The organism is Cohnella yongneupensis (genome assembly GCF_042655785.1).
GTDB classification, from domain to species: domain Bacteria; phylum Bacillota; class Bacilli; order Paenibacillales; family Paenibacillaceae; genus Cohnella; species Cohnella yongneupensis.
In genome coordinates, this window is record NZ_JBHSNC010000031.1 from 17,440 (window position 1) to 40,432 (window position 22,993).

Below are 22,993 nucleotides of genomic sequence, written 5' to 3' on the forward strand. Positions count from 1 at the left end.
TACATTTTATGAACTTGAGGCGGTAGTACTCGATGAATAAGTTGCATTTTTGTAAGCGAATCGCATTAATAGTCATCTTGTTATTTACGTTGACGAGTGTCCCGTTCGCGCATGCGAATCCCTCCCTGCCGATCGTATCGAATCAGGGAATCTATGCGATCGAGATTTACCCTCTAAATCATAAGCTCGTGTTATACATGCTCGGCAAACCGCTTAAAACTTACCCGGTCGCCGTCGGAAACCCATCCACCCCTACGCCAGTCGGAGATTATCTGGTCACATACAAAGGGCGCAATTGGGGTCCCTCTTATGGCCCGCGGTGGATCGGCTTGGACGTTCCTTGGGGATTTTACGGGATTCATGGCACGAACAGGCCCGACTCCATAGGGAAGCACCAAAGTCATGGATGCATCCGCATGCGGAATAGAGACGTTATCGAATTGTTCGATATCGTTCCGGTCGGAACTAGAGTGACGATCGTCGGGCATGTGTTGGGAAGTCCGAACGAAAATCCTAGAGTATTAGCGGAAAACGACGTCGGAGGGGACGTTCAGCTGATCCAATCTCGGCTGAAGAGCGCCGGATATTTCAATGGAGCTTGCGACGGTAAATTCCGATCGGATACGACCGCGGCCCTTAAACATTTTCAGCGGGACCATCAATTGGAGCCTGACGGGGTTGCCGATATCGAAGTATACGAGAATCTCGGATTGATCGAATAGCGTTGAGTTCATCAACGTTATTTAATAGCCATTAGCGTTTGAATAGACCATGTAAAGAGCTGTTCGAAGGTCATTAATTGACCTTTGGGCAGCTCTTTTTGCGTTTCACTCTCCGTTCGACCAAACCTCTCAATTATCGCGAAAGGAGAAGGTTCTGCTGGCGACGAATGGGGAGTTATACGTTTTGTATCAACTTCGGATCGCTGTGTATCTTTTTCGAGCTTACATATAGCCAAGATGGCGAGCGTATAAAGGAGAGGATGGGGCCGTTCAGCACGCAAGAGAGAAGAGAGAAAAGGGTTGGAATCAAGGGAGTAGGATGAGGAGATGAGTTCCGATTGCGGACGAGGAGAAAGGTTCAACCTTGCTCACCGGCGGGTTGGATCTTTTTTTTTGCCCAAATTTTAATGTAAAATATATTTGACATCGTGAATGCTAAATATTACATTGTGTATGGAAAACTTTACTTGTGGTTAAAGTAAATATGATCATCGGAGGAGATGCTCGTGTCCTATCAAGAGAAGAAGCATACGGTATCGCTTATCAGTTCGTTCGTAATTTTCGGAATCTACAGCTGGATCGTGTATTTACGTTACAACGATGCGAATCTAGAGGGCACGGAGCTAATGCGCACCTGGGGGGCCATTATCCTAATCCTCATTCCGATTTCGATGGTGGCGAGAATCATCATAGAGATCGCGTTCGTCATCGGTAACCGGATCGCGACCAAAGAGAAAGAACCGACCTTCGCCGACGAACTCGACAAATTAATCGAGCTGAAAGCGATGAGGGTGTCCTACTTCGCGTTTATTATCGGATTCCTGCTAGCCATGGGCTCGCTCGTGATGGATATGAAGCCGTCCGCGATGTTCGTTATTTTGTTCCTGTCGGGATTTTTGTCCGAAGCCGTCGGAATCGTTTGGCGCTTGTATCTCTACCGGAAAGGAGTCTAAATTCAAGATGGTCCTATGTCACATTAGCAACAATATCCGTAACTTACGGTTCAACCATAACGAAATGACCCAACAGCAGCTCGCGGACCAAGTAGGGGTGACACGGCAAACCATCGTAGCGATCGAGAAGGGTAAATATTCGCCTTCGCTGGAATTGGCTTTTCGCATTGCGCGCGTCTTCGGCCAATCGCTCGAGGACGTCTTCACTTACGAGGAGGAGAGCAAACCATGAATGCTTACAAGCATAACGCGAGAATCGCGGGAATTCTTTTTATACTGGCGGCGGTTACGTCCATCATCGGGCTACTTTTATACAATCCGCTGCTTAACGAGTCCGATTACCTGATTCAAGGTTCGAAGCATGCTAACGAGATCGTGCTTGGCGCGATTAACGAATTGATTCTAGCCGTGTCGGTCGTCGGGATCTCGATTTTGTTGTATCCGTTGTTGAAAAAGCAAAACGAAAGTTTAGCGCTCGGATACGTCTGTTTCAGGCTTTTTGAAGCGGTTGTCGTCGTCGTAGGCGTTATCAGCATGCTGTCTCTGTTGACGCTAAGTCAGCATTACGTAGATACGGCGTTTCCAGGCACCGATACTTTCGAGCCCGTGGGTACGGTTTTAATCGCCGTACATGACTGGACCTTCCTGCTCGGGCCGAACTTCTTGCTAGGCGTCAATACGATGATGTGCGCGTATTTGCTCTACAAGTCCCGATTCGTTCCACGGTTTATCGCCTACATGGGCTTAACCGGCGCAACGCTCGTATTCGTCGCGGCTTTGCTCGAAATGTTCGGCGTCATCGATCAGCTTTCGTCGTGGGGAGCCATTCTGGCTTTGCCGGTGTTCGCCTACGAGATGACGTTCGCGACATGGCTCATCGTTAAAGGATTCAATACATCGTCCGTAGCCGCGTTGTCCGCGAAAATGGATAATAGAGAGCTGGCGGTGTAGTAGCTAGCGAATAGGTGAAAGCGGATGGAAGGGCTGTCCCAAAAAAGTCTTAATAAGACGACTTAGGGACAGCCCTATCTTCGTCTAAAATTCTGCGCGTTCCACTCGACCGAATCTCTCATTCTTCGCCAAAGGAGAATAGGAGAGAGGCGACGAATGGAAGGTATAAACAGCAAATTCCCTTGTAACTTACCGCATAATCCCCGTACGTTCAGTGAAATTATCCCCCGATAATGGAAATGTCCACCTTACCACTTTATCGTTTATGACCCATGATAGTGATATAAACATAAAAATTACATTAATGGTATTAATTACATCAAAACTTATGGAGGTGATCGAAGGGAGATCAACGTTTTTTTTGCCATGCCTTTGTCTGATTTTACGCCGCATCTATCTTTCATCACGTAGTCGTACTTAGTTCGCTACCTACTTCTTCCGATAGAGGTGAACCTATTGAACTTATCGTTAACGAAAAAATACTTGTTATCCTTCCCGCTTTACCTTGCGCTCGTCATTCTCGCCGGATTGCTGGCTTTTGCGCAGGGCGCAAGCGCGGAAGATCCCGTCAAGACGGGTCCGGCAAACCTTCACATCGCGAAAGACGACGACGGCAAAGATCTGATTACGCACAATACGGCCAAAATCGCTTGGGATTTAATAGGGGACGAGACGAACAACAACGATATCGACATTTGGAACGCGGATACGAATGCTTGGATGACCTGGGGAGACCGAGGCAAGCAGACGATCGGCGGATTGTCGCCGGCGACGACGTATCGCGTCTACATCACTTGGTTCGCCGACCGGCCGTCGCTGGCGTATAAAAGCAACGTGATTGAATTCACGACGGCGCCGGATACTAGCGCATATCCCGAGCCGCCGTTAGCTCCTCCTGGGCATCTGCACACGACGGCAGTTACCGATTCCAGCATAACGCTCCAATGGACGGGAAGTCCCGGCGCGAACGGTTACGACGTCTACGTGAACGGAGCATGGAAGCAAGGCGTATGGGACGGCTCGAACACGGTTACTTATTCGTTCCCGGAAGGAGCAAGCGTAGCCGGTTCCGTCTACACCTTCGAGGTCGGCGCCCAGCTGTTGCCTAAGGTTTCGGCGAACAGCAACGCCGTTACGATAAAGTGGGGCGAGCTTGCCGCGCCGCGAGCCGTGCAAGCCTTGACGGTTAACCGATCGACCGTGTCGCTCGGATGGGCGGAGACGCCGGGCGCGACGGGCTATGACATCTATGCGGACGGCGCGCTGATCGGTTCGAGCATGGAGAGCCGGTACGTCGCGACGGGGCTGCAGGAAGGTCACTCCTACGCGTTCAAAGTCGTGGCCAAAAACGGGCTGTGGCGCTCGCCGGATAGCGATTCGACGACAGTCGTGCCCGGCGCAGATTACAACTTCGTATCCTACTATGCGCTATGGTCCGTTAGCGAGACGGGACGCAACTTCAAGCCTTCGGACGTGGACGCCTCGCAGCTAACCCATGTCAATCTCGCGTTTTCGGATCTTTGCTGGAGAGGCTTCGGATCGGGCGCGGCTGCATGCCAAAACCCGACGGTTCCGCTGCAGCAAGATTACGTCTATGACGGCGAGATGATCGTCGGCGACCCGACGACAGACTTGGCGCTCTTCTCGCAGTGGGCCGCGATTCGGGACGCGAATCCCGACTTGAAGCTGCTTATTTCCGTCGGCGGCTGGTCCTGGTCGAACAACTTCTCGAATATGGCCCGCACTGAAGAGACGCGTCGCGCCTTCGCTAAATCGGTGGTCGAATTCCTTCGAGCCTACAAGCTGGACGGACTGGATATCGACTGGGAATACCCGGTGGAAGGCGGCGAGGACGATAATTCGCGGGCAACCGAAGATAGGGACAACTACGTACTGATGGTACAGACTGTGCGGGATGCGCTTGACGCCGCCGGCTCGGTCGATGGCAAATATTATTTGCAGACGATCGCGGCGGCGCAAGGCGATAACTTCGTGGCGAACGCGAAGATGGCCGAATCTTCTCGCTATTTGGACTTCGTCAACATTATGACCTACGACTACAGTGGAAGCTGGGATTTGCTCGCCCATCATAACTCCCCGCTCTATTACGACAAAAACCATCCGCAAGACACCGCGCCGCGGAATAACGTGCTCGGAGGCATACTGGGTCATCTTACCGGCGGCGTGCCGAGCTACAAATTACAGCCCGGCATTCCGTTCTACGGCAAAGGCTGGATCGGCTGTCCGCCGGACGGTCAGTATGAGACGTGCACGGGGGCGACTCCATTCGGTACGTGGGAGAACGGGGTTTTCGATTTTGCCGACATCCAGGAACATTACTTGAATCACGACGGTTACGGCTCGTATTGGAACGAGGCGTCCAAAGCAGCCTATTTGTACAATCCGGACAACGGCGTATTCATGACCTACAATGACGAACGTTCGATGATGTACATCGCCTCCCTCGTCAAATCGCTCGATCTGCCGGGCGTCATGAGCTGGGAAATTAGCGGCGACCGGAATCGGACGCTGACGACGCGCCTGGCGAAAGATTTGCCGGCCGGCGGGGTGCCCGATGCGACGGCGCTTGCCGCGCCGACGGCACTCCAAGCTGAATACGTCGGAAGCAATACGATTCAAGTGAAATGGAATGCGCCGGCTAGGGCGACGGCGTACGAGGTTTACGTCGGCAAGACGTTGGCCGGAACAACGACGAATACGCGGTTCTCTCTAACCGGACTTGCGGCGGATACGAACTATGTCGTCGAAGTGCTCGCGGTCGAACGGGAAGGGGATGCGCTTCGCAACGTGTCGGCGTTCAGTAACGCGGTTGCCGTTAAGACGGCTCCCGTGCCGGTCGTATCATCCGGGCCTACGACCCCGCCTAAGAAAGAGGGGGTAGAGACGCGGATCGTCAAAGAAGGCGACCGGTTGATCGTAAGTTTGCCTACGGACACCGGAATCTTAGCGATCGGCGCGTCTACATCGCCGGAAATCAAAGTCATCATAGAGGGTGAAGCCAAACAAGCCGAGATCGGCGTTCCGAAGGAAATCGTCGCCGCGATCGCAGCCAAAGGCAACCTTGCTAGTCTGGTCGTCAGTTGGAACGGCATAACGTACGAAATCCCGATCTCGGCTCTTCCAACCGGCGTCGATATTCGGATCTCCATCGGTGCGCCGGACCAACAGAGCGCGGTTGCGTGGACGAAGCTGCTCGAGCAAGGCGACCTCTCGTCCGTCGTCCCTCCGATCGCCTTTAAGATCGAGAGCGAGAACGCGGCAGGAGAATACGCGGAAATTAAAGATTTCGGAAATCTGTTCCTCAAGCGTTCGTTCCAACTCAAAGCGTCGGACGTCGATAAGAACCGTCTCGCAGCCTTAGTCTTCGAGCCGGGATCGAACGAACTGCATTCCGTGCCGGTCTTCTTCATTAACAACGCCGACGGAACGGTGACCGTCGTGATGATGCGGAAGGGAAACAGCGTATACGGATTGGTGAATACTAGCGTCGCCGTCACCGACGACTTACCAAGCTGGGCTAAATCGGAAGTCGAGCTTGCTTTGGCGAGACTGATCGTCACAGGCGATACGGCCGATACGTTCGGCGGTTCGCGCGAGCTGACCCGCGCGGAAGTCGCTTCTCTGATCGTAAGAGCGCTAGGCATCTTGCCGGAACAATCGGCTGCCGGCTCCGCATTCGAAGACGTCGCCGCCGATTCCGAGCATGCTGCCGACATCGCCGCCGCGAAGAAGGCAGGTCTAGTGAACGGCAAAGGCGACGGCCGATTCGATCCGTCCGCCGCCGTTACCCGCGAAGAGATCGCGGTCATCCTCGCGAGAGCGTTGGCTTACGCCGGTGTGACGAAAGCCGCCGATTCCGCGGCGCTGGATCGCTTCTCGGATATAGCCGTTGCATCCGCGTACGCACAATCGTCGCTCGCGCTGCTCGTGGAGCGCGGAATTATGAACGGCGTGTCCGCGGACAGACTGGCGCCGCTAGCGAACGTCACCAAAGAACAAGCGACGGTGCTCTTCATGAAGATGCTGCGTTCCGCATCGTTGATTAATTGAATGAATCGGCGATCTTTACCCGATACTTGAATCGGGGAGGGGTCGCCGATTTTTTTATGACAGCAAAGCGCCGTTAAAATGTTGTATAATTATGGAAGCCAACAATTCCTAGTAAGGGAAGGAGCCCTACCGTTGAACAAGCAGCAGATGGACCGTATCCATACGGGCAAAGGATTTATCGCGGCGTTGGACCAGAGCGGCGGAAGCACTCCGAAAGCGCTCGAGCAGTACGGAATCAAGGGAGACCGTTTTTCGAACGAAGACGAGATGTTCGGGTTGGTGCACGAGATGAGAACGCGGATCATTACGAGTCCCGCATTCGATTCGGCTTACATACTGGGAGCCATTCTGTTCGAGAACACGATGGATCGTAAGATCGGCGAGCGTTATACGGCCGATTACTTATGGGAGAACAAAGGCATCGTGCCTTTTCTGAAAGTCGACCAAGGGCTCGCACCGCTCGATAACGGCGTACAGCTTCTGAAGCCGATCCCCGATTTGAACGGTCTATTGAAGCGGGCGAACGATAGACATATTTTCGGGACGAAGATGCGTTCGGTCATTAAAGAAGCGAATCCGGGCGGGATTAGGTCCGTGGTGGAGCAACAGTTCGAAATCGGCCGGCAAATCCTATCGATGGGGCTCGTGCCGATTATCGAACCCGAGGTCGATATCCATAGCGCGGATAAGTCGAAGTCCGAGCAATTGCTGAAAAACGAGCTATTCGAGCAGCTGTCCGCCTTGGACAAAGACGCGAAAGTTATGCTCAAGTTATCTATACCGACGGAGGACGACTTTTACCGCGACTTGATCGACGAGCCGCATGTGCTAAGAGTCGTGGCGTTGTCGGGCGGATACGAGCAACGGGAAGCTAACGAAAGGCTTGCCCGCAATCACGGGTTGATCGCCAGCTTTTCGCGCGCTTTGTCGGAAGGGTTGACGGCTCAGCAATCGGAAGAGGCATTCAACGGGATGTTGTCGCGTTCCATTCGGTCCATATATGAAGCTTCCCTTACGTAATTACGTAATCCGAACTTCTCGCACGAAACTAGCTATATCAGCCTTGGGACACGCCGTGTATTCGGCGTGTTTTTTGTTTGTAGGGCACGATAATCGTTGCCGTCGATGCACACGGTCTCGTCAAAACGTTCGGCTTACGACTTCCATAGTTACCGGCGTGCAATTGCGCGAGGATATGGATAAAGGCGTGTTCGACCGGTTCAAGTCGCTGCCGATCGCTCGAATCGCGCCGCTTGCGGGGGCGTTGCTCGCGGATACGATCCGGTACACGATAGCGACGGTGCTTACCTTCTCGATGGGTTTCATTATGGGTTATCGACCCGATGGCGGGTTCGGTAACGTCGTTCTCGCCGCTCTTCTCGTCATCTTCTGCTCTTGGGCCATCAGCTGGATTTTTGCCTTCTTCGGTGTAATCGCTCGCACGGCCTCGAGCGTGCAAGGGATTTCGATGCTCGTCCTGTTCCCCCTGACTTTCTTGTCCAACGCGTTCGTGCCGGTCGATACGATGCCGAACTGGCTGCAATGGTTCGCCAAAATCAATCCGGTGTCGCATCTCATCTCCGCCGTCCGGGAATTGACCAACAACGGAACCGTCGGATGGGATCTGGGCATCTCCCTGATCGGAGCAGCCGTCATCGTGGCGATATTCGCGCCGATTACGGTACGTGCTTATATGCGCCGGACATAGGTGAAATCCGTCCGCGGCTTGTATATAATGAATGATGCCGGCTGAACAAGCCGGTCAACCTCATCGTATACCTAAGGAGATCAACCAACATGACGAACATTAATGCATTCATTAAAGACTGGCAATCCCACCGCAAAGTCCTTCAAGCGATGCTGGACGTCGTAACGACCGAACAGTTGTCCTACCGTCCTTGGGAGAAAGGCATGTCAGTGTCGGAGCTAGCTTTGCACATTGCCGGAGCGATGAACATGTTCGTTTCCACGGTCAAGAACGGTGCATATACGCCGGGACAGAAAGCAACGCCGCCTTCGACGATTGAAGAGCTTAAAGCGAAGATCGCGGCGGACACCGAGCAATCCGAGGCGATTCTAACTTCGATCACGCCGGAGCAGCTTGAGCAATCGATCGATTTCTTCGGTCATCCGATAACCGGCGCCGTATTGCTTCAGAACGCCAAAGACCACGAAATTCACCATAAAGGCCAAATGTTCGTCTATTTGCGCATGGCGGGCATCGAGAATCTTCCGTTTTTCGTAAGTCGCTAAGAGCTAGTTAAAGTTAGACAATAGGTAGTTAAGCAACCTTAAGGCGTGGGTTCGGTACTTTACCGGACTCATGCTTTTTAGTTTTGATTTATTATTTGATATAAAATCTATACTTTTTAATGTCTGGATACGCGGGATCTTTTTTTATAATTAAGAGGATAAGCGAATAAGTACGAGAGGGCTGATTCCCAATGGCCGACTACAACAAAACAAATGTCGACGAATCCGGTAACGGAGGTCCTGCGGCTCCGAAAGATCCGGTCGAACAACGCAGCGGATTCTTTATTATGTTCGAATCGATTATCGAAGCGACTACCCGCCCGGACGGGAAGTTCTCGCAAGAGATATACTTGGAGGGGCAACGGCTCATCGACAAAGCTAAGTTTTCCGGCGGCGTCGAGGATGAGGAAATCCTGGGATTTCTGACGAGCTGCAGCGGGTTTCGTCGGTTGGTTCACAGTATCGGAGTTTCCGTAAAGGCGCATGACCAAGAAGTCTCGTCCCTCTTTTTTGCGATTGAAAATTGGGGGAAAACGAGCAAATACGAGACGGGCACGAGGTTGAGAATCCCCTGTCCGGCCGATGGCTCGGAGATGATCTTGACGCTGGAAGATTACGATTGGTCGCCGGATGACGACGTACCCGGAAAATTCGCCGTCGAATTCGAGCGTGCGGGCGCGCTGGCAACGGTCAGTATTATTTTGTACCTGCATGAAGGTTATCAAGTTCCCGAGTTTACGATCGAGCCTCCGGTTGATTTCGGCTCTCAAGCCTACCGCGAGATGGTCGCCAAATCCCTCTTAAACAGAGGCAATAACAAGAGGTTGAAAGCAGCTATCGACAAAGCAAAGAGAGGCGAGAGGGTTACGATCGCCTATATCGGCGGTTCCATCACACAGGGCGCAGGAGCCAAACCGATCCATACGGAATGTTACGCTTATCAGTCTTATTCCAACTTCAAGCATAGGTTCGGCAAAGAAGGCGGCGACGCTATTCAATTGATCAAAGCGGGAGTGGGCGGCACGCCGTCGGAATTGGGGATCGTTCGTTATGAACGGGATGTCCTCAGAGACGGGACCGCGGCGCCGGATATCGTCATCGTGGAGTTTGCGGTCAATGACGAAGGAGACGAAACGAAAGGCAACTGTTATGAGAGTCTAGTATTGAAAGCACTCGCCGCCGAAAACGAGCCTGCCGTGATTTTGCTATTTAGCGTGTTCGTGAACGACTGGAATCTTCAGGAGCGGCTTGCTCCCGTAGGCAGGCATTATGATCTCCCCATGGTCAGCGTAAAGGATGCCGTGGTGGAGCAGTTCCGTTTGACCAAAGCGGAGGGAAACATCATTTCCAAGCGGCAATTTTTCTACGATATCTATCATCCGACCAACGCGGGGCATACGGTCATGGCGGATTGTCTTGGCTACTTATTTGCCGAAACCGAGCGATCCGCTCCGGATCTTGAGGATATCGTCACCGACAAGCCGCCGGCTATAGGGAATGACTTCATCGATACGTATTTGCTAGATCGTAGTAGTAAGGTCGAAGGCATAGCCACAATAGACGCGGGTAGCTTCATTGACACGGATGCCGATCTACAGATGGTGGAAATGGACGATCATCCGTACGGATCGCCGCAATTCCCTAATAACTGGATGCATACGGCCGAATCCGGAAGCGATAGCTTCAAGATGACGATCCGGTGCAAGCGTCTCATCCTGGTCTTTAAGGATTCCGGAAGCAGCGACTTCGGAAGCGCGGACATTTGGGTGGATGGACAGCATGCGAAGATAGCAGACCCGCATGAGAATAATTGGACGCATTGCAACGCGGTGATTTTGTGTAACGAGCAAGTCTCGAAGGAGCATTCTGTGGAAATCAAAATGGTTTCCGGTCACGAGGATAAGCGGTTTACGATTTTGGGTTTTAGTTACGTGCCGTGATAACAGCCCGTTTGGAAGGAGTAACCTCTGACCATGCTCCATAGTTACAACAAAGAAACCACTTCGACGAGAAGTGGTTTCTTTGCTGTATGCGTCCGGAGGCGAGCTTTATCTCATAAATGGATTTTGACGGATCATCTCTCTAAAATGGTTGGCCGCCGCGGATAGCGGTTCGTTCTTGCGCGTGCAAATAGCTATCGTATTGTGCAATTGAACGTCCCGAACGTGCACGCGACATAGCCCCCCGCGTTCTACGTATTCCCGCACGACGAGCGAGGAAACGAAGTTCGCGCCGTATCCGGCGACGACGGCTTGGATTGCTTCATGCAAGCCGTTGAATTGCAAAGTAATTCTGGGCGAAGGCGCGTTGTACGTTCGGCATAAGGCCAGCAACCGCTCGCGCGTCGAGCTGCCTTCCTCGCGCATGACGAAAGGCTCCTTCATCATTTCGTCCAACGAGATAACTTGGTTCGCGTACCGATGGCTCGGCGCGACGACGAACCACAGCTCGTCTTGAAATAGGTGCTCCGTCGCGATCGTGTCCGGATAAGATTCGGGCAATCCGCCATATATCGCCATATCGACTTCCGCTTGCAGCAGCTTTTTCAGCGCATCGCTGGAGTTCGTCGTCGTGATGTCCATTTCGACGTGTTCGTATTGTTGTTTAAACTTGGCGATCCACGTAGGCATTAGGAATTGGGCAGGCAAATACGTAGCGGCGATTTGAACGTGTCCTCTCGAGCCCTCGGCCATGTCCTGGGCGTATTGTTCGATCTGCTGCTCCACGGCGAAGAGGCGCTTGGCCATAGCGGCGATCGTCTCTCCCTCGGTCGTTAAGGCGATGCCCCGACCTTGCGGCTTAAGCAAAGTCAGGGAGAGCTCCTTCTCGAACTTCTTAATTTGAGCCGTGATGGCGGGCTGGCTGATCATCAGCAGTTCCGACGCCCGCGTTACGCTTCCGGTCGTGGCGATGACGTGGAACAAACGCAGCGCGTGCAAATTCATAGGCGGGTCTCCCCATTTCATTATTCATATATGATATATATGAGTTTAGGTTAAAGATATATTATATTTATGATTTTAAATCATTTACACTTCAGTTAGAAGTTAAATCATCTTAAGGGAGAAGTGATCGAGATGACCCAAACGCAAACGTGGAGCAAAGTCGACGCTTATATTACGGAACGCCTCTTATCGCAGGATGCTGTATTGGACGAAGTGCTGGCAGCCAATAAGAAAGCGGGGCTTCCCGCCATCGACGTGTCGCCGAATCAAGGGAAGCTATTGCACATTTGGGCACGCATGCACGGAGCGAAACGCATTTTGGAAATCGGCACGTTAGGCGGATACAGCACGATCTGGCTTGCGCGAGCGCTTCCGGCGGGCGGACGATTGATTACGCTTGAACTGGATCCGCACCATGCCCAAGTGGCACGGTCCAACGTCGCTCTAGCCGGTTTGGATGCCGTCGTGGAAATCCGAGTAGGCGAAGCGTTGGATCAACTGGCAGCGTTGGAAGCTGAGAAGCAAGAGGCGTTCGATTTTATTTTTATCGATGCGGATAAACCTAACAACCCCGGCTACTTGCAATGGGCGCTGCGGTTCTCTCGTCCCGGCACGGTCATCGTCTGCGACAACGTCGTCCGCGACGGCGAGGTCATTAACGACCAAAGCGTTGACGCTCGCGTTATAGGCGTCAAACAGACGTACGACCTGTTAGCTCAGGAACCGAGAATAACGGCTACCGCGATTCAGACGGTCGGGAGCAAAGGATATGACGGCTTTGCGATCGGCATCGTGAATAGCTGAGATTCGCTAGCAAGAGGAGGTTTAATGGGCTAGAGTGAAGTATTATAACGCAATGGCGCATCGATTAGCGAAAGGATTGGGAATATGTCGGTTGGAATACTCGCTCATCTGCTCGGAAAGCTGCCTTATCGACAATTGGCCGAGAAAGTCGCGCGTCATGATTTCCCTTACGTACAATTGGCGCTATCCAAGGCGATCTCAGATGTGGATTTTTCGCTAGGGAAGCTGAGTCCGGGACTCGGCAACGAAATAGGCGGAGCATTCGCCGATCAGGGAGTCACTATCGCGGTTATGGGGTGTTATGCCAGCCTCATTACGTTGGATGATGAAGAATATCGCCATAACGTGAACCGATTCAAGGAGCATCTGCGAAATGCGCGTCACTTCGGAGCGACGATCGTAGCGACAGAGGTCGGGAGTCCGGTGAATTCGGCAAATGAGTCGGAACATTGGAGACGGTTAGATCGCGCGCTCGAGGAATTGGTGGAGGAAGCGGAGCGGTGGGGCGTCACTATCGGCTTAGAGGCCGCGCAAGGCCATGCCATCGATTCCGCCGAGTCGTTGGCTCGCACGATCGAGAGGCATCCGTCTTCGAGCGTCTGGGTCGTATTCGATGCTTGCAACCTGCTGAATAGAACCAACTTCAAAGATAGGGATCGGGTTATTAGTGAAGCGATTCGTCTTTTGGGGCCACGAATCGTTAGCGTCCATGCCAAGGATGCGCGCGAGCAAGACGGGGGAGTTACGGCGGTGGCGGCAGGACAAGGGCAGATCGACTACTCTGCGATATGGCGTTTATTGGAAGGCGAAAAGCCGCATGGTTTCGTTACGTTGGAAGGCGTTTCGGAGGAGCAGGCGGGTTCGGCCGGTCTTTTCGTCAAAGAAGGACGGGAAAGGGCCAGAAGAGAGGTACAAAGATAACCGCAAGGCTGCCGTAGTATCGGCAGCCTTGTTCTAGAGCTTCGTTTGGCGCCTCAAGCGCATATAGATGGAACAGCAGTGCGCTAGCGCGCCAAGCACGCCGACATGGCGTGCTTTTTTGTTAAGCGGATATGAGGAACAACAATAGAAATGATCGGAAACGCTTGCAAAAAACAAATAATTGGCAACGCAAAGTTCTAACAATTAAATGGTTATATGGAGATAACGATCATAGATCCGTACAACCAAGAAGAACGGCGAGTATTTATAGATTTCGAACCTAACGAGGGGGAAGCGGTAATGTACTTTTTTCGTCATATGAAGTTGTCTTGGAAGTTCGGAGGAACGGTTAGTCTCGTACTGGTGATCGTTTTCGCCATTATGATTACGACGAATTTAAGCCAGCTTAGATCCGTCAGTCTAGGCAAAGGCGAAGTAGAGGCGAGTAATACCGCCAAAGCGTTCGCGGGACAGTTCCAAGCGTCGATGACCGATATACAGTCGATGCTCGCTACGATGTCGGGAACGTTGTTGGACGCTAGCATGCATCAATCGTTGAACAGGGAAGCCGCCATCCGCATGTTAACCGGTCAATTGGAGAACCATGACAACTTGCTCGGCGTCTGGACGATCTGGGAGCCGAACGCATTCGATAACAACGATCAAGCCAACGTTGGCCTAACGGCGCACGACGACAGTTCGGGACGGTTCGTTCCTTATGTCGTACGCAGCGGAGGCGAGATTACGGTATCGGCCATCGCGGATTACGAGAAGGAAGGCACGGGAGACTTCTATCTCGTTCCGCAGCGAACCGGACAGACGTCGATCATGGAGCCTTATCGCTATGCGATCGACGGCGTAGATACTCTGATGACCTCGCTCGTTGTGCCGATTAAAGATGAGAGCGGCAAGGTTCTAGGCGTCGTCGGAGCTGATTTCACGCTTGATTCCTTTCAGAGCTTAGTTAAAACCGCGAACATTGAAGGCGGATACGTAACCATTATTTCCGCTAAAGGGGCGTATATCGCTCACGGGAGCAACGCGGCGTTCATTACGAAGCCTTATGTGGACACGCCGGAAAAAGGGCAAATTTGGAACGCGTTGAAAGACGGCGATCTGGAAGCTTATCGGAAGAATAGCAGTGGGCAATCGGTATTGAGCAGCTTCGAGCCGATTCGGATCAAGGGCAGCGCGGACCAATGGTACGTTGAGACGGTGCTGACGGTCGATACCGTATTGTCGACCTATAACAGCAATAAGGTCAGCTCCATCGCGGTTGCGGTCGGTTCGCTACTCGTAGTGGTCTTGCTGCTGATCGTTCTCGTTCGCGCGATGATCGTTCGTAATATCGATAAGGTCATACAGGCTTCCCGAAAAGTTGCCGATGGCGATTTGACGGAGATGCTTCCCGTCAATAGCCGGGACGAATTCGGAAGGTTAGCCGGCCTCTTCAACCAGATGATCGAAAGTTTGAGGACGTTGATCGGGCATACCGTCGTATCCGCAAGGAGCTTGGCCGAGGCTTCCGGCGATATTTCGGTAACGACCGAAGAGATTGCCAGAGGGAGCTCGGCGCAGGCCGAATCCGCGCAGAAAGTCACCGACCTGTTCTATGACCTGAATCGCGCGGTCGATACGGTTGCCCGCAGCGCGGGAGACGCGGCGGAACTCGCGCAGAAGACGCACCAAGGCGCGCTGGAAGGCGGCAAGGCGGTCAACGCGTCGATCGACAGCATGGGGCGGTTGTCGAACAATATGGCGCGATTGGAGGATGATTCGCGTCAAATCGGAAACATTATCGCGGTCATCGACGAGATTTCGGAACAGACGAACTTGCTTGCGCTTAATGCCGCCATCGAAGCGGCGAGAGCGGGCGAGCAAGGACGCGGCTTCGCGGTCGTAGCCGATGAAGTCCGCAAACTCGCGGAACGAAGCGGCGAGGCGACGAAGCAAATTACGACGATTATCAAAGGCATGCAGAAGAGTACGCAACTGAGCGTAGAAGCGGTGCACGAGACGTCCGAGCTGTCCAGACAAACCGGACAAGCGCTTGAAGGCATCGTCCGCATGGCCGCCCAAACTGCGAGTCAAGTCGGCGAAATCGCGGCGGCGAGCGAGGAACAATCGGCTCAGACCGCCGAAGTATTGACTCAGATCGAGAATATCGCCTCGGTAAGCGAAGAAGCCGCGGCGGCCGCCGAGGAGACGGCCGGCTCGTCGCAATCGCTAACCGATCTGTCGGAGGAATTGAGCCGGTCGGTATCCAAGTTCCGCGTATAAGCGTCCGCCAAAAACCCTTGAGAAATCAAGGGTTTTATTTGTTGCCAAGCAGGCGATAGCCGATGAGAAGCGAATATAACAACTTTATAGCGAATTTCTACCGACCCTAGCTTATGAGGTGAAAATGATGCTCAAGCGCTTCGGATTGCTGCTTTGCGGAATAATCGTATTGGTGTTAAGCGGGTGCTTCGACTCGAAAGGGACAGCGACTCCCGAACCGACGACGTCTACTCCCGTTCCAACGCCGAAGGAGACGGCGCTAACGGTGCAGACGCCCGAGGACGCGGTGCAAGCCTACTTGTCCGACTGGCAGCAACGCGATTACGCGGGCATGTATGCCTTGTTGATTCCGGCGGTCAAAACCGGTATGACCGAACAGCAATTTACCGAGCGCTACGAGAAAATATACGAAGGACTCGAAGCATCGAATCTCAGCATCGAGGCGTTGCCCGAGAAGGCGCAGAGCTCGCAGGAATCGACCTCGAATGCAAGCGTGCTCGGGTTCGATTATCGCGTTCGAATGGATACGATTGCCGGTCCGATCGCCTTCGAGCAGCATGGAAGAATACGCAAGACGGAGGAAGGGAGCGATACGAGCTGGCTGATCGATTGGAAGCCGTCGCTTATTTTCCCGGGCATGGAAGAAGGGGATAAGGTGAAGGTGCAGGCCGTATCCGGCGAGCGGGGTGAGATCGTGGACCGCTCGGGCAACGGCTTGGCCGTCAACGGCAGCGCGCCGCAGCTCGGCATCGTTCCGGGCCAACTCGGGGATACCGCGGATAGCGCGAAGGCTACGATCTCGGAGAAGCTAGGCATCTCCATCAAAGAAATCGACCGCAAGCTCGGCGCTTCTTGGGTAAAACCCGATTTGTTCGTCCCGATCGGCTTCGTGGCGGAAGCGGATATGGACGCTCTATCGGCTATTCCCGGCGTCGTCATTCAAGATAAGCACGTTCGCGTATACCCGTTAGGGGAAGCCGCGGCGCATTTGACCGGTTACGTCGGAGAGATCAACGCGGACGAATTGAAGAAGCGAAAAGATCTTGGTTACGAGGTCGGCGATCTCGTTGGCAAAGCCGGGCTGGAGCAAATTCTAGAAGACGAGCTTCGGGGCAAGGACGGCATCGTCGCGACGCTCACGGACGACAAAGGCTTCAAGAAGTCGGTGCTGGCGGAGAAGCCCGCCGTGCCGGGGAAGACGTTCCAGCTTTCCATCGACGCGGAGCTGCAGTCAGCGATCTATAACGAAGTAAAGGCAGATGCTTCGTCCGTCTCGGCGATCGACCCGAAGACGGGCGACGTGCTGGCGCTGCTCAGCTCCCCGTCGTACGATCCGAACGCGTTCGTGCGCGGCCTATCCAGCAAGGAATATGACACGTGGAATAACGATCCTCGCCATCCTTTTCTTAATCGGTTCTCGAAAGCTTACGCGCCGGGCTCGACGTTCAAGCTCGTTACGACCGCGATCGGATTGGATAGCCAGACGCTCGATCCGAACGAAGCGAAGCCGATTGCCGGGAAAACATGGGCCAAAGACAAGTCCTGGGGCAATTATTACGTCACGCGGGTGCACGTCGTTAACCCGGTCGATCTATCCAAAGCGCTTATCTATTCGGACAACATTTATTTCGCCCAAGCGGCTCTGCAGATCGGCAAGAAGAAGTTCGCCGAGGAAGCAACCAAGTTCGGAATCGGGGAGCAGATTCCGCTCCTCTATCCGCTTAGCGGATCGCAGCTTGCCAAAGGCGCCATCGGCAGCGAAATCCAGCTTGCGGATTCCGGCTACGGGCAAGGGCAGGTGGCGATGACGACGCTTCAAATCGCGCTCATGTATTCCGCGCTCGTGAACGACGGCAATATCGTCTACCCGCAGCTAACGGCAGCGCCCGGCACGAATGCGCCGAAAACGTGGAAAGAACATGCGATGTCGCCGGATGCGGCCGCCCTGTTGAAAGACGATCTTCGCAAAGCCGTCGAAAGTCCGGAAGGCGTCGGGCACGGCGCCTATATTGAGAGCGCCGCCATTACGGGGAAGACGGGGACCGCGGAGCTTAAAGCTAGCAAAGACGCCGTCGGACTGGAGAACGGCTGGTTCGTCGGGTTTGATGCGAACGATCCGAAGCTGCTGCTCTCCATCATGGTCGAAGACGTCGGAGAGCGCGGGGGCAGCGCATACGTCGCGCCGATCGCCAAACGGATTTTTGAAGGGTCTATGAAGACGGAATAAACGGTTCTCCCTAATCTGTATCCCTGACACGCCGAAACGGCGTGTTTTTTTATTTTGAGCGATATACAGAGAAATCGACTGCTTGATGAATAAGATCGCACATTCTAATCGCCAAAAATTGGTTTTATTATGGAGACAGAGTATATGCATCGGGTTGACGCAACGGATTCAGGAAGGCTTTCTTAGTTTTAGGCGGAGGTGCATCGCGTGGATATTCGGAAGAAGGCGCTCGTGACCGGCGCGAGCAGGGGGATCGGGAAAGGCATCGCTTTAGCGTTCGCCGAAGCGGGATACGACTTGACGATCTGCCATTGGAACGATGAGGACAACGCCAAGGAGTGCGCACGCCAAATCCGCGAAGAGTGGGGGCGCGAATGTTTCGTGCTGTCCGCAGATTTGGCGGAAGCGGATGCGGCGGTGCCCATCGTCGTCAAAGCTTGGGCGCGGATGGGGCACATAGACGTGATAGTCAACAATGCGGGAATATGCATCTTCCAAGATACGGTCGACCTGACGGTTCCGGAGACGGATAAGCTCTTTCGGGTTAACTTTCGAGCGCCGCTCTTGCTCATGCGTGAAGTAGCGAGGCTGATGATCGGGACAGGCATCCGCGGCAGCTTGCTTAACATTACATCCTCCCGCGCGGAACGCGCCTATCCGAAGGACGCCGTATACGGGGGATTAAAGGCAGGGTTGAAAAGAGCGAGCGAATCCGTTGCGCTAGATCTTGCGCCGCACGGTATCCGCGTCAATTGCATTGCTCCCGGCGCAACGCTCGTGCGCGCGAACCGCGCGGTGCAAGAACGGCTGGGACCGAGAATCCCGCTAGGTCGCATGGCGATGCCCGCGGATATCGGGCAAGCCGCCGTATGGCTGGCGTCCGAGCAAGCTTCCTACACGACCGGCATCCAGTTGCGGATCGACGGCGGACTCATTCTTCCCGGTACGCCGGAAACTTAAATTAGATGCGAGGGGCAGTGTTCGGATGAGTGCAATCGTAATACGCGACGTGAAGACGATATTGACGGCGCCGGAAGGCATCAATCTAGTTGTCGTGAAGGTCGAGACGTCAGAGCCCGGTTTGTACGGACTCGGGTGCGCGACGTTTACCCAACGGTATTTGGCGGTTGCGACGGCGATCGACGAGTATTTGAAGCCTTTCCTGATCGGCAAAGACGTGCAACGCATCGAGGATATTTGGCAGTCGGCTATGGTAAGTTCGTATTGGCGCAACGGTCCGGTATTGAACAATGCGTTGTCCGGCGTCGATATGGCGTTATGGGATATTAAAGGGAAAATCATGAATCAACCGTTGTACCAGTTGCTTGGCGGAAAGTGTCGTGAAGGAGTTGCGATCTATCGGCATGCGGACGGACGCGACTTGGAAGAAATCGTCGATAACGTCGCCCGGTTCATGGAGCAAGGCGTCCGTCATATTCGTTGCCAATGGGGCGGGTACGGCGGTCGTAACGATTACGTGACTCCCGACAACTCCCTTCCCGGTGCCTACTTTAATCCGGATGCCTATGCGCGCAGCGTTCCGCAATTGTTCGAGCGCATGCGCGAGAAGTTCGGCTTCGGCGTCGAGCTGATGCACGACGTGCACGAGCGGCTATCGACGATCGAGGCGGTTCGACTTGCGAAGCAGCTAGAACCCTACCGGCTATTTTTCCTGGAAGATCCGCTGGCGCCCGAACAGCTGGACGGCTTTAAAATGCTGCGCATGCAGAGCGCGACGCCGATCGCGATGGGCGAGCTGTTCGTTCATCCCCGCGAGTGGGTTCCGCTTATCGCGGGAGGCTTAATCGATTATATCCGCGTTCATATTAGCGCCATTGGGGGCATCACGCCGGCGAAGAAGCTCGCCGTGCTCAGCGAAGCTTTTAATGTACGCACGGCTTGGCACGGACCGGGCGACGTGTCGCCCGTCGGGCATGCGGCGAACTTGCATTTGGATTTGAACGCGGTCAATTTCGGCATTCAGGAGTGGTATTCGTTCTCCGATCGCATCCAAGAAGTGTTCCCGGGCTGTCCTACCGTACGTAACGGTTATGCGTATGTAAACGAGGCTCCCGGTCTTGGCATCGACATCGACGAGAAGCTCGCGGCTAAGTATCCGTGCAAGAACGAATTGCCGGAATGGACGCTCGTCCGGTTGCCGGACGGTGGACCGGGCAGACCCTAGGGTAAAGCGCCAATGCATCGGAAGCAACGGCTTCGGGCGGCATCGCTTCGCGGACCCTGTTCTCCAACATGTTTCGCGCGTATAACGAGAAGTTCGGCGTGCCTGGCGGCGTCGCCGCAACGTACGACCTTCTTATGATCCAAGCTAATAAAGATTGAGGAAGCGCCTAAAAGCAAAAAGCAGTCCGAATGGACTGCTTTTTGAGTTGCGAATCGAGAATGCGACAATTTATCGCGAGGCGGAAGCCAGCAACTCGCTCACCGTCACGAGCTCGTACCCTGCCGCTATCAATTCCGGAACCAGAATCGATATGGCCGCGAGCGTTTGGGATCGATCGCCGAATCCGTCATGGTAAATAAGGATGCTCCCGTTATGTACATGCGCGCGCGACGTGGTCACGATATGGTCGGCGTCGACCGTATCCCAATCCCGCGAATCCAGATTCACCGCATGAATGACGGAATATCCGAATTGAGCGGATACTTCTAACAGATCGTCATTGACGGCCAAATACGGAGGTCGAAACGTGCTAGGACGACTTCCGGTCACTTCCGAGATGAGCCGGTCCGTACGCTCCAGTTCTTCGATTTGTTGTTCTTTCCCAAGTTCGGGAAGGCTGGGATGAGAGTAAGTATGATTGCCGAGCTCATGTCCTTCTTCGTAAATGCGCTTCGCGATATCAGGATATTGCTCGATATGCGATCCCATAACGAAGAAAGTAGCCTTGGCATCGTGCTTCCGGAATACGTCCAAGAAGAGGGGCGTCCACTCCGGACGGGGGCCGTCGTCGAACGTGAACGCAATGAGCTTCCGTTCGGTAATTACTTCGTTAAAGATCATTTGGATTCTCCTTCGTGGGGCTCGGTAAATTGTAAAAGGACAACTTAATCCTTATAGTAAACTTCGAGTAGCTCCGCATCAACCCGCTAAATTTGAAAGGATGAGCTTAATGAAGCATAGAAAATTCGGCAATACGGGCAAAACGGTATCCGAGATCGGATTCGGCGCTTGGCAGCTCGGCAACGGGTACGATTGGGAAGGGATGAAGGACGATGAGGCGATCACCCTCGTGCGCGAAGCGTTGGACAAAGGAGTTAACTTCTTCGATACGGCACCGGGCTACGGACGCGGAAAAAGCGAGGAGCTGCTAGGCAGAGCGCTCGCCGGTAAACGGAGCGAAGCGGTCATCAACACGAAGTTCGGACATTGGGCGGACGGCAAGACGGATTATTCGGCGAACCGAATCCGGGAGTCTGTGGAACAGAGCTTAAAGCGACTGAACACCGACTATCTCGATTCCATTCTGCTGCACAATCCTCCGTTCGACGATTTGGACGGCAAGCATGGACATTTCGAAGCGCTGGAGGCATTGAGGCAAGAGGGGAAAATCATTTCGTACGGGGCATCGGTCGACTCGAGCAAAGAAATGCTTGAGCTCATTGAGAAAACGAACGTAGGAACGATCGAAACGATGTTCAACGTCTTCTATCAAGAGACGGCAACCGCCTTCAAGCGCGCAGCCGAGCGGAACATCGCCCTCATCGTCAAAATCCCGCTCGATTCCGGCTGGCTCTCCGGCAAATATAACGCGGAGAGTACGTTCGAGGGCGTGCGCAAACGCTGGTCCCCCGATGTCATTCGCAAGCGCGGCGAGCTTGTCGAGCGGATTAAGTTCGTCACGGACGCCGAGACGACGATGACGATGGCCGCACTGCGGTTCATTTTGGCGTATCCCGAAGTTTCCACGGTCATTCCGGGCGTTCGGAACACCGCTCAATTGATCGAGAACGCCGCTGCAGGCGATCGTCCGATGCCGGAAGAACACGTGCGCAAGCTTCAGGAGCTGTGGGACAACGAAATCAAGCATCTTAATCTCGGTTGGTGAAACCAATCGGTTCCGCGCCGCGTCTAACAAGACGAGGTGATTGTCATGAATAAGCGGGTCGGGCTAATCGGCATGGCGGCCATAATAGGGATAGTTCTAGTCGGGTGCGGGGCCAAGGAACAACAGGCATCCGCGGGACCCACGGCTTCCACGGTCGCGGCAAGCAGTACAGTATCGTACGATTGCATGTCCGGCGTCATAATCGACTATATCGATTTTCTGAAATTCAACGACATCATGTTCTATAGCGAACCGATGGACGGCGATAAAGTCGATGTAGACGCGCTTACCGGCGCTCCGGTCGGCGAGGTGGGCTTCACGATGCAAACTCAAGCTTGTCCCGGGCACCAGCCGGCGAACGGAGACGCCGCTTTCCTGCCGATCGGAACGATCATCTACGAGATGAAGGGATACAAACCCTATTTTCGACTGATCGCGGGCGGGCGAATCTATCAATCGAACGACAATCCGAACGCGAAGAACGTCCAAGACGTGCTCGATATCGCCGGCAAAGTCGGTTCCATCACCGAAGAGAGCACGGAGGATGGAAGCTTCATACGGGAAGTCGATCCTGCGAAAGCCGAGGCATTCGTAAATCAGGTGCTAATGCTCGATTACGTTGACCCTGCCACGCTTGCATTAGGCGGCAACGAGGACGTGAAGTTTTTCAGGATTCATTTGACGGATGGGACTTCATACCGATTCGTGTTCGCGCGGAAGTCTTTGGCGTTTAATTTCGGGGCGGTCGGGAACGAAGAGATCAAGTCGCTGCTTGCGGACGAATAGAGTCGAACAG

General features: G+C 53.8%; 18 protein-coding genes and 1 pseudogene. 17 read left to right on the top strand and 2 right to left on the bottom strand.

Going from position 1 to position 22,993, the window contains the following annotated elements; all coding sequences use genetic code 11:
- Window positions 1-32 precede the first annotated feature (32 nt).
- The 9 genes and pseudogenes from ACFPQ4_RS10270 (at window position 33) to ACFPQ4_RS10310 (ending at window position 10,890) form a co-directional block, all read left to right on the top strand.
- On the top strand, window positions 33-722 hold the full coding sequence (locus ACFPQ4_RS10270) for a L,D-transpeptidase family protein (RefSeq protein WP_378111750.1): 690 nt from the start codon (window positions 33-35) through the stop codon (window positions 720-722).
- Window positions 723-1,222: 500 nt separating this feature from the next.
- The gene (locus tag ACFPQ4_RS10275) at window positions 1,223-1,675 is read left to right on the top strand and encodes a hypothetical protein (RefSeq protein ID WP_378111751.1); all 453 of its coding nucleotides are present in this window, start codon (window positions 1,223-1,225) and stop codon (window positions 1,673-1,675) included.
- Between the two features lie 7 nt (window positions 1,676-1,682).
- A complete protein-coding gene (locus tag ACFPQ4_RS10280; protein WP_378111752.1) occupies window positions 1,683-1,907 on the top strand; it encodes a helix-turn-helix transcriptional regulator in 225 nt (74 codons plus the stop codon).
- Window positions 1,904-2,626, top strand: coding sequence for a DUF4386 domain-containing protein (locus tag ACFPQ4_RS10285; RefSeq protein ID WP_378111753.1), 723 nt, complete (start codon window positions 1,904-1,906; stop codon window positions 2,624-2,626). The genes ACFPQ4_RS10280 and ACFPQ4_RS10285 overlap by 4 nt, the downstream gene beginning before the upstream one ends.
- A 447-nt stretch (window positions 2,627-3,073) precedes the next feature.
- On the top strand, window positions 3,074-6,697 hold the full coding sequence (locus ACFPQ4_RS10290; RefSeq protein WP_378111755.1) for a glycosyl hydrolase family 18 protein: 3,624 nt from the start codon (window positions 3,074-3,076) through the stop codon (window positions 6,695-6,697).
- A 132-nt stretch (window positions 6,698-6,829) separates the two neighbouring features.
- Complete coding sequence (locus ACFPQ4_RS10295) at window positions 6,830-7,717, top strand: fructose bisphosphate aldolase (RefSeq protein WP_378111756.1); 888 nt, start codon at window positions 6,830-6,832, stop codon at window positions 7,715-7,717.
- A 133-nt stretch (window positions 7,718-7,850) separates the two neighbouring features.
- Window positions 7,851-8,405 (top strand): annotated as a pseudogene (locus tag ACFPQ4_RS10300) (ABC transporter permease); the annotation flags it as partial.
- An 89-nt stretch (window positions 8,406-8,494) separates the two neighbouring features.
- A complete protein-coding gene (locus tag ACFPQ4_RS10305) occupies window positions 8,495-8,950 on the top strand; it encodes a DinB family protein (RefSeq protein WP_378111757.1) in 456 nt (151 codons plus the stop codon).
- A gap of 191 nt (window positions 8,951-9,141) precedes the next feature.
- Window positions 9,142-10,890: an SGNH/GDSL hydrolase family protein gene (locus ACFPQ4_RS10310; protein ID WP_378111758.1), complete on the top strand. Its 1,749-nt coding sequence runs from the start codon at window positions 9,142-9,144 to the stop codon at window positions 10,888-10,890.
- Between the two features lie 108 nt (window positions 10,891-10,998).
- On the opposite strand, the gene ACFPQ4_RS10315 is transcribed toward ACFPQ4_RS10310, so the two are convergent.
- Entirely contained in the window at window positions 10,999-11,895 is an 897-nt protein-coding gene (locus tag ACFPQ4_RS10315) for a LysR family transcriptional regulator (protein WP_378111759.1), read from the bottom strand.
- A 132-nt stretch (window positions 11,896-12,027) separates the two neighbouring features.
- Between ACFPQ4_RS10315 and ACFPQ4_RS10320 the strand changes: the two genes are divergently transcribed.
- From ACFPQ4_RS10320 to ACFPQ4_RS10345, 6 genes are all read left to right on the top strand, one after another.
- Window positions 12,028-12,699 (top strand): O-methyltransferase, encoded by a 672-nt coding sequence (locus ACFPQ4_RS10320; RefSeq protein ID WP_378111760.1) that lies wholly within the window; start codon window positions 12,028-12,030, stop codon window positions 12,697-12,699.
- A gap of 84 nt (window positions 12,700-12,783) precedes the next feature.
- Window positions 12,784-13,620 carry a sugar phosphate isomerase/epimerase family protein gene (locus tag ACFPQ4_RS10325; RefSeq protein WP_378111761.1) on the top strand — a complete coding sequence of 279 codons (837 nt, stop codon included), beginning with the start codon at window positions 12,784-12,786 and terminating at the stop codon, window positions 13,618-13,620.
- Between the two features lie 300 nt (window positions 13,621-13,920).
- Complete coding sequence (locus ACFPQ4_RS10330; RefSeq protein WP_378111762.1) at window positions 13,921-15,900, top strand: methyl-accepting chemotaxis protein; 1,980 nt, start codon at window positions 13,921-13,923, stop codon at window positions 15,898-15,900.
- Between the two features lie 124 nt (window positions 15,901-16,024).
- The gene (locus ACFPQ4_RS10335) at window positions 16,025-18,127 is read left to right on the top strand and encodes a penicillin-binding transpeptidase domain-containing protein (RefSeq protein ID WP_378111763.1); all 2,103 of its coding nucleotides are present in this window, start codon (window positions 16,025-16,027) and stop codon (window positions 18,125-18,127) included.
- A gap of 207 nt (window positions 18,128-18,334) precedes the next feature.
- Window positions 18,335-19,087 (top strand): SDR family NAD(P)-dependent oxidoreductase, encoded by a 753-nt coding sequence (locus ACFPQ4_RS10340; RefSeq protein WP_378111764.1) that lies wholly within the window; start codon window positions 18,335-18,337, stop codon window positions 19,085-19,087.
- Between the two features lie 25 nt (window positions 19,088-19,112).
- Window positions 19,113-20,312: an enolase C-terminal domain-like protein gene (locus ACFPQ4_RS10345; protein ID WP_378111765.1), complete on the top strand. Its 1,200-nt coding sequence runs from the start codon at window positions 19,113-19,115 to the stop codon at window positions 20,310-20,312.
- A gap of 228 nt (window positions 20,313-20,540) precedes the next feature.
- On the opposite strand, the gene ACFPQ4_RS10350 is transcribed toward ACFPQ4_RS10345, so the two are convergent.
- Complete coding sequence (locus tag ACFPQ4_RS10350; RefSeq protein ID WP_378111766.1) at window positions 20,541-21,152, bottom strand: polysaccharide deacetylase family protein; 612 nt, start codon at window positions 21,150-21,152, stop codon at window positions 20,541-20,543.
- A 109-nt stretch (window positions 21,153-21,261) separates the two neighbouring features.
- Between ACFPQ4_RS10350 and ACFPQ4_RS10355 the strand changes: the two genes are divergently transcribed.
- Together ACFPQ4_RS10355 and ACFPQ4_RS10360 are read left to right on the top strand one after the other, a co-directional pair.
- Window positions 21,262-22,197 carry an aldo/keto reductase gene (locus tag ACFPQ4_RS10355; RefSeq protein ID WP_378111767.1) on the top strand — a complete coding sequence of 312 codons (936 nt, stop codon included), beginning with the start codon at window positions 21,262-21,264 and terminating at the stop codon, window positions 22,195-22,197.
- A gap of 45 nt (window positions 22,198-22,242) precedes the next feature.
- The gene (locus ACFPQ4_RS10360) at window positions 22,243-22,983 is read left to right on the top strand and encodes a hypothetical protein (RefSeq protein ID WP_378111768.1); all 741 of its coding nucleotides are present in this window, start codon (window positions 22,243-22,245) and stop codon (window positions 22,981-22,983) included.
- Window positions 22,984-22,993 lie beyond the last annotated feature (10 nt).

Coding starts and splice junctions, on each gene's coding strand:
- ACFPQ4_RS10280 (WP_378111752.1), top strand. CDS start 1,683: ATGGTCCTATGTCACATTAGCAACAATATCCGTAACTTACGGTTCAAC.
- ACFPQ4_RS10270 (WP_378111750.1), top strand. CDS start 33: ATGAATAAGTTGCATTTTTGTAAGCGAATCGCATTAATAGTCATCTTG.
- ACFPQ4_RS10355 (WP_378111767.1), top strand. CDS start 21,262: ATGAAGCATAGAAAATTCGGCAATACGGGCAAAACGGTATCCGAGATC.
- ACFPQ4_RS10275 (WP_378111751.1), top strand. CDS start 1,223: ATGCTCGTGTCCTATCAAGAGAAGAAGCATACGGTATCGCTTATCAGT.
- ACFPQ4_RS10315 (WP_378111759.1), bottom strand. CDS start 11,895: ATGAATTTGCACGCGCTGCGTTTGTTCCACGTCATCGCCACGACCGGA.
- ACFPQ4_RS10330 (WP_378111762.1), top strand. CDS start 13,921: ATGTACTTTTTTCGTCATATGAAGTTGTCTTGGAAGTTCGGAGGAACG.
- ACFPQ4_RS10360 (WP_378111768.1), top strand. CDS start 22,243: ATGAATAAGCGGGTCGGGCTAATCGGCATGGCGGCCATAATAGGGATA.
- ACFPQ4_RS10285 (WP_378111753.1), top strand. CDS start 1,904: ATGAATGCTTACAAGCATAACGCGAGAATCGCGGGAATTCTTTTTATA.
- ACFPQ4_RS10350 (WP_378111766.1), bottom strand. CDS start 21,152: ATGATCTTTAACGAAGTAATTACCGAACGGAAGCTCATTGCGTTCACG.
- ACFPQ4_RS10320 (WP_378111760.1), top strand. CDS start 12,028: ATGACCCAAACGCAAACGTGGAGCAAAGTCGACGCTTATATTACGGAA.
- ACFPQ4_RS10335 (WP_378111763.1), top strand. CDS start 16,025: ATGATGCTCAAGCGCTTCGGATTGCTGCTTTGCGGAATAATCGTATTG.
- ACFPQ4_RS10310 (WP_378111758.1), top strand. CDS start 9,142: ATGGCCGACTACAACAAAACAAATGTCGACGAATCCGGTAACGGAGGT.
- ACFPQ4_RS10345 (WP_378111765.1), top strand. CDS start 19,113: ATGAGTGCAATCGTAATACGCGACGTGAAGACGATATTGACGGCGCCG.
- ACFPQ4_RS10305 (WP_378111757.1), top strand. CDS start 8,495: ATGACGAACATTAATGCATTCATTAAAGACTGGCAATCCCACCGCAAA.
- ACFPQ4_RS10325 (WP_378111761.1), top strand. CDS start 12,784: ATGTCGGTTGGAATACTCGCTCATCTGCTCGGAAAGCTGCCTTATCGA.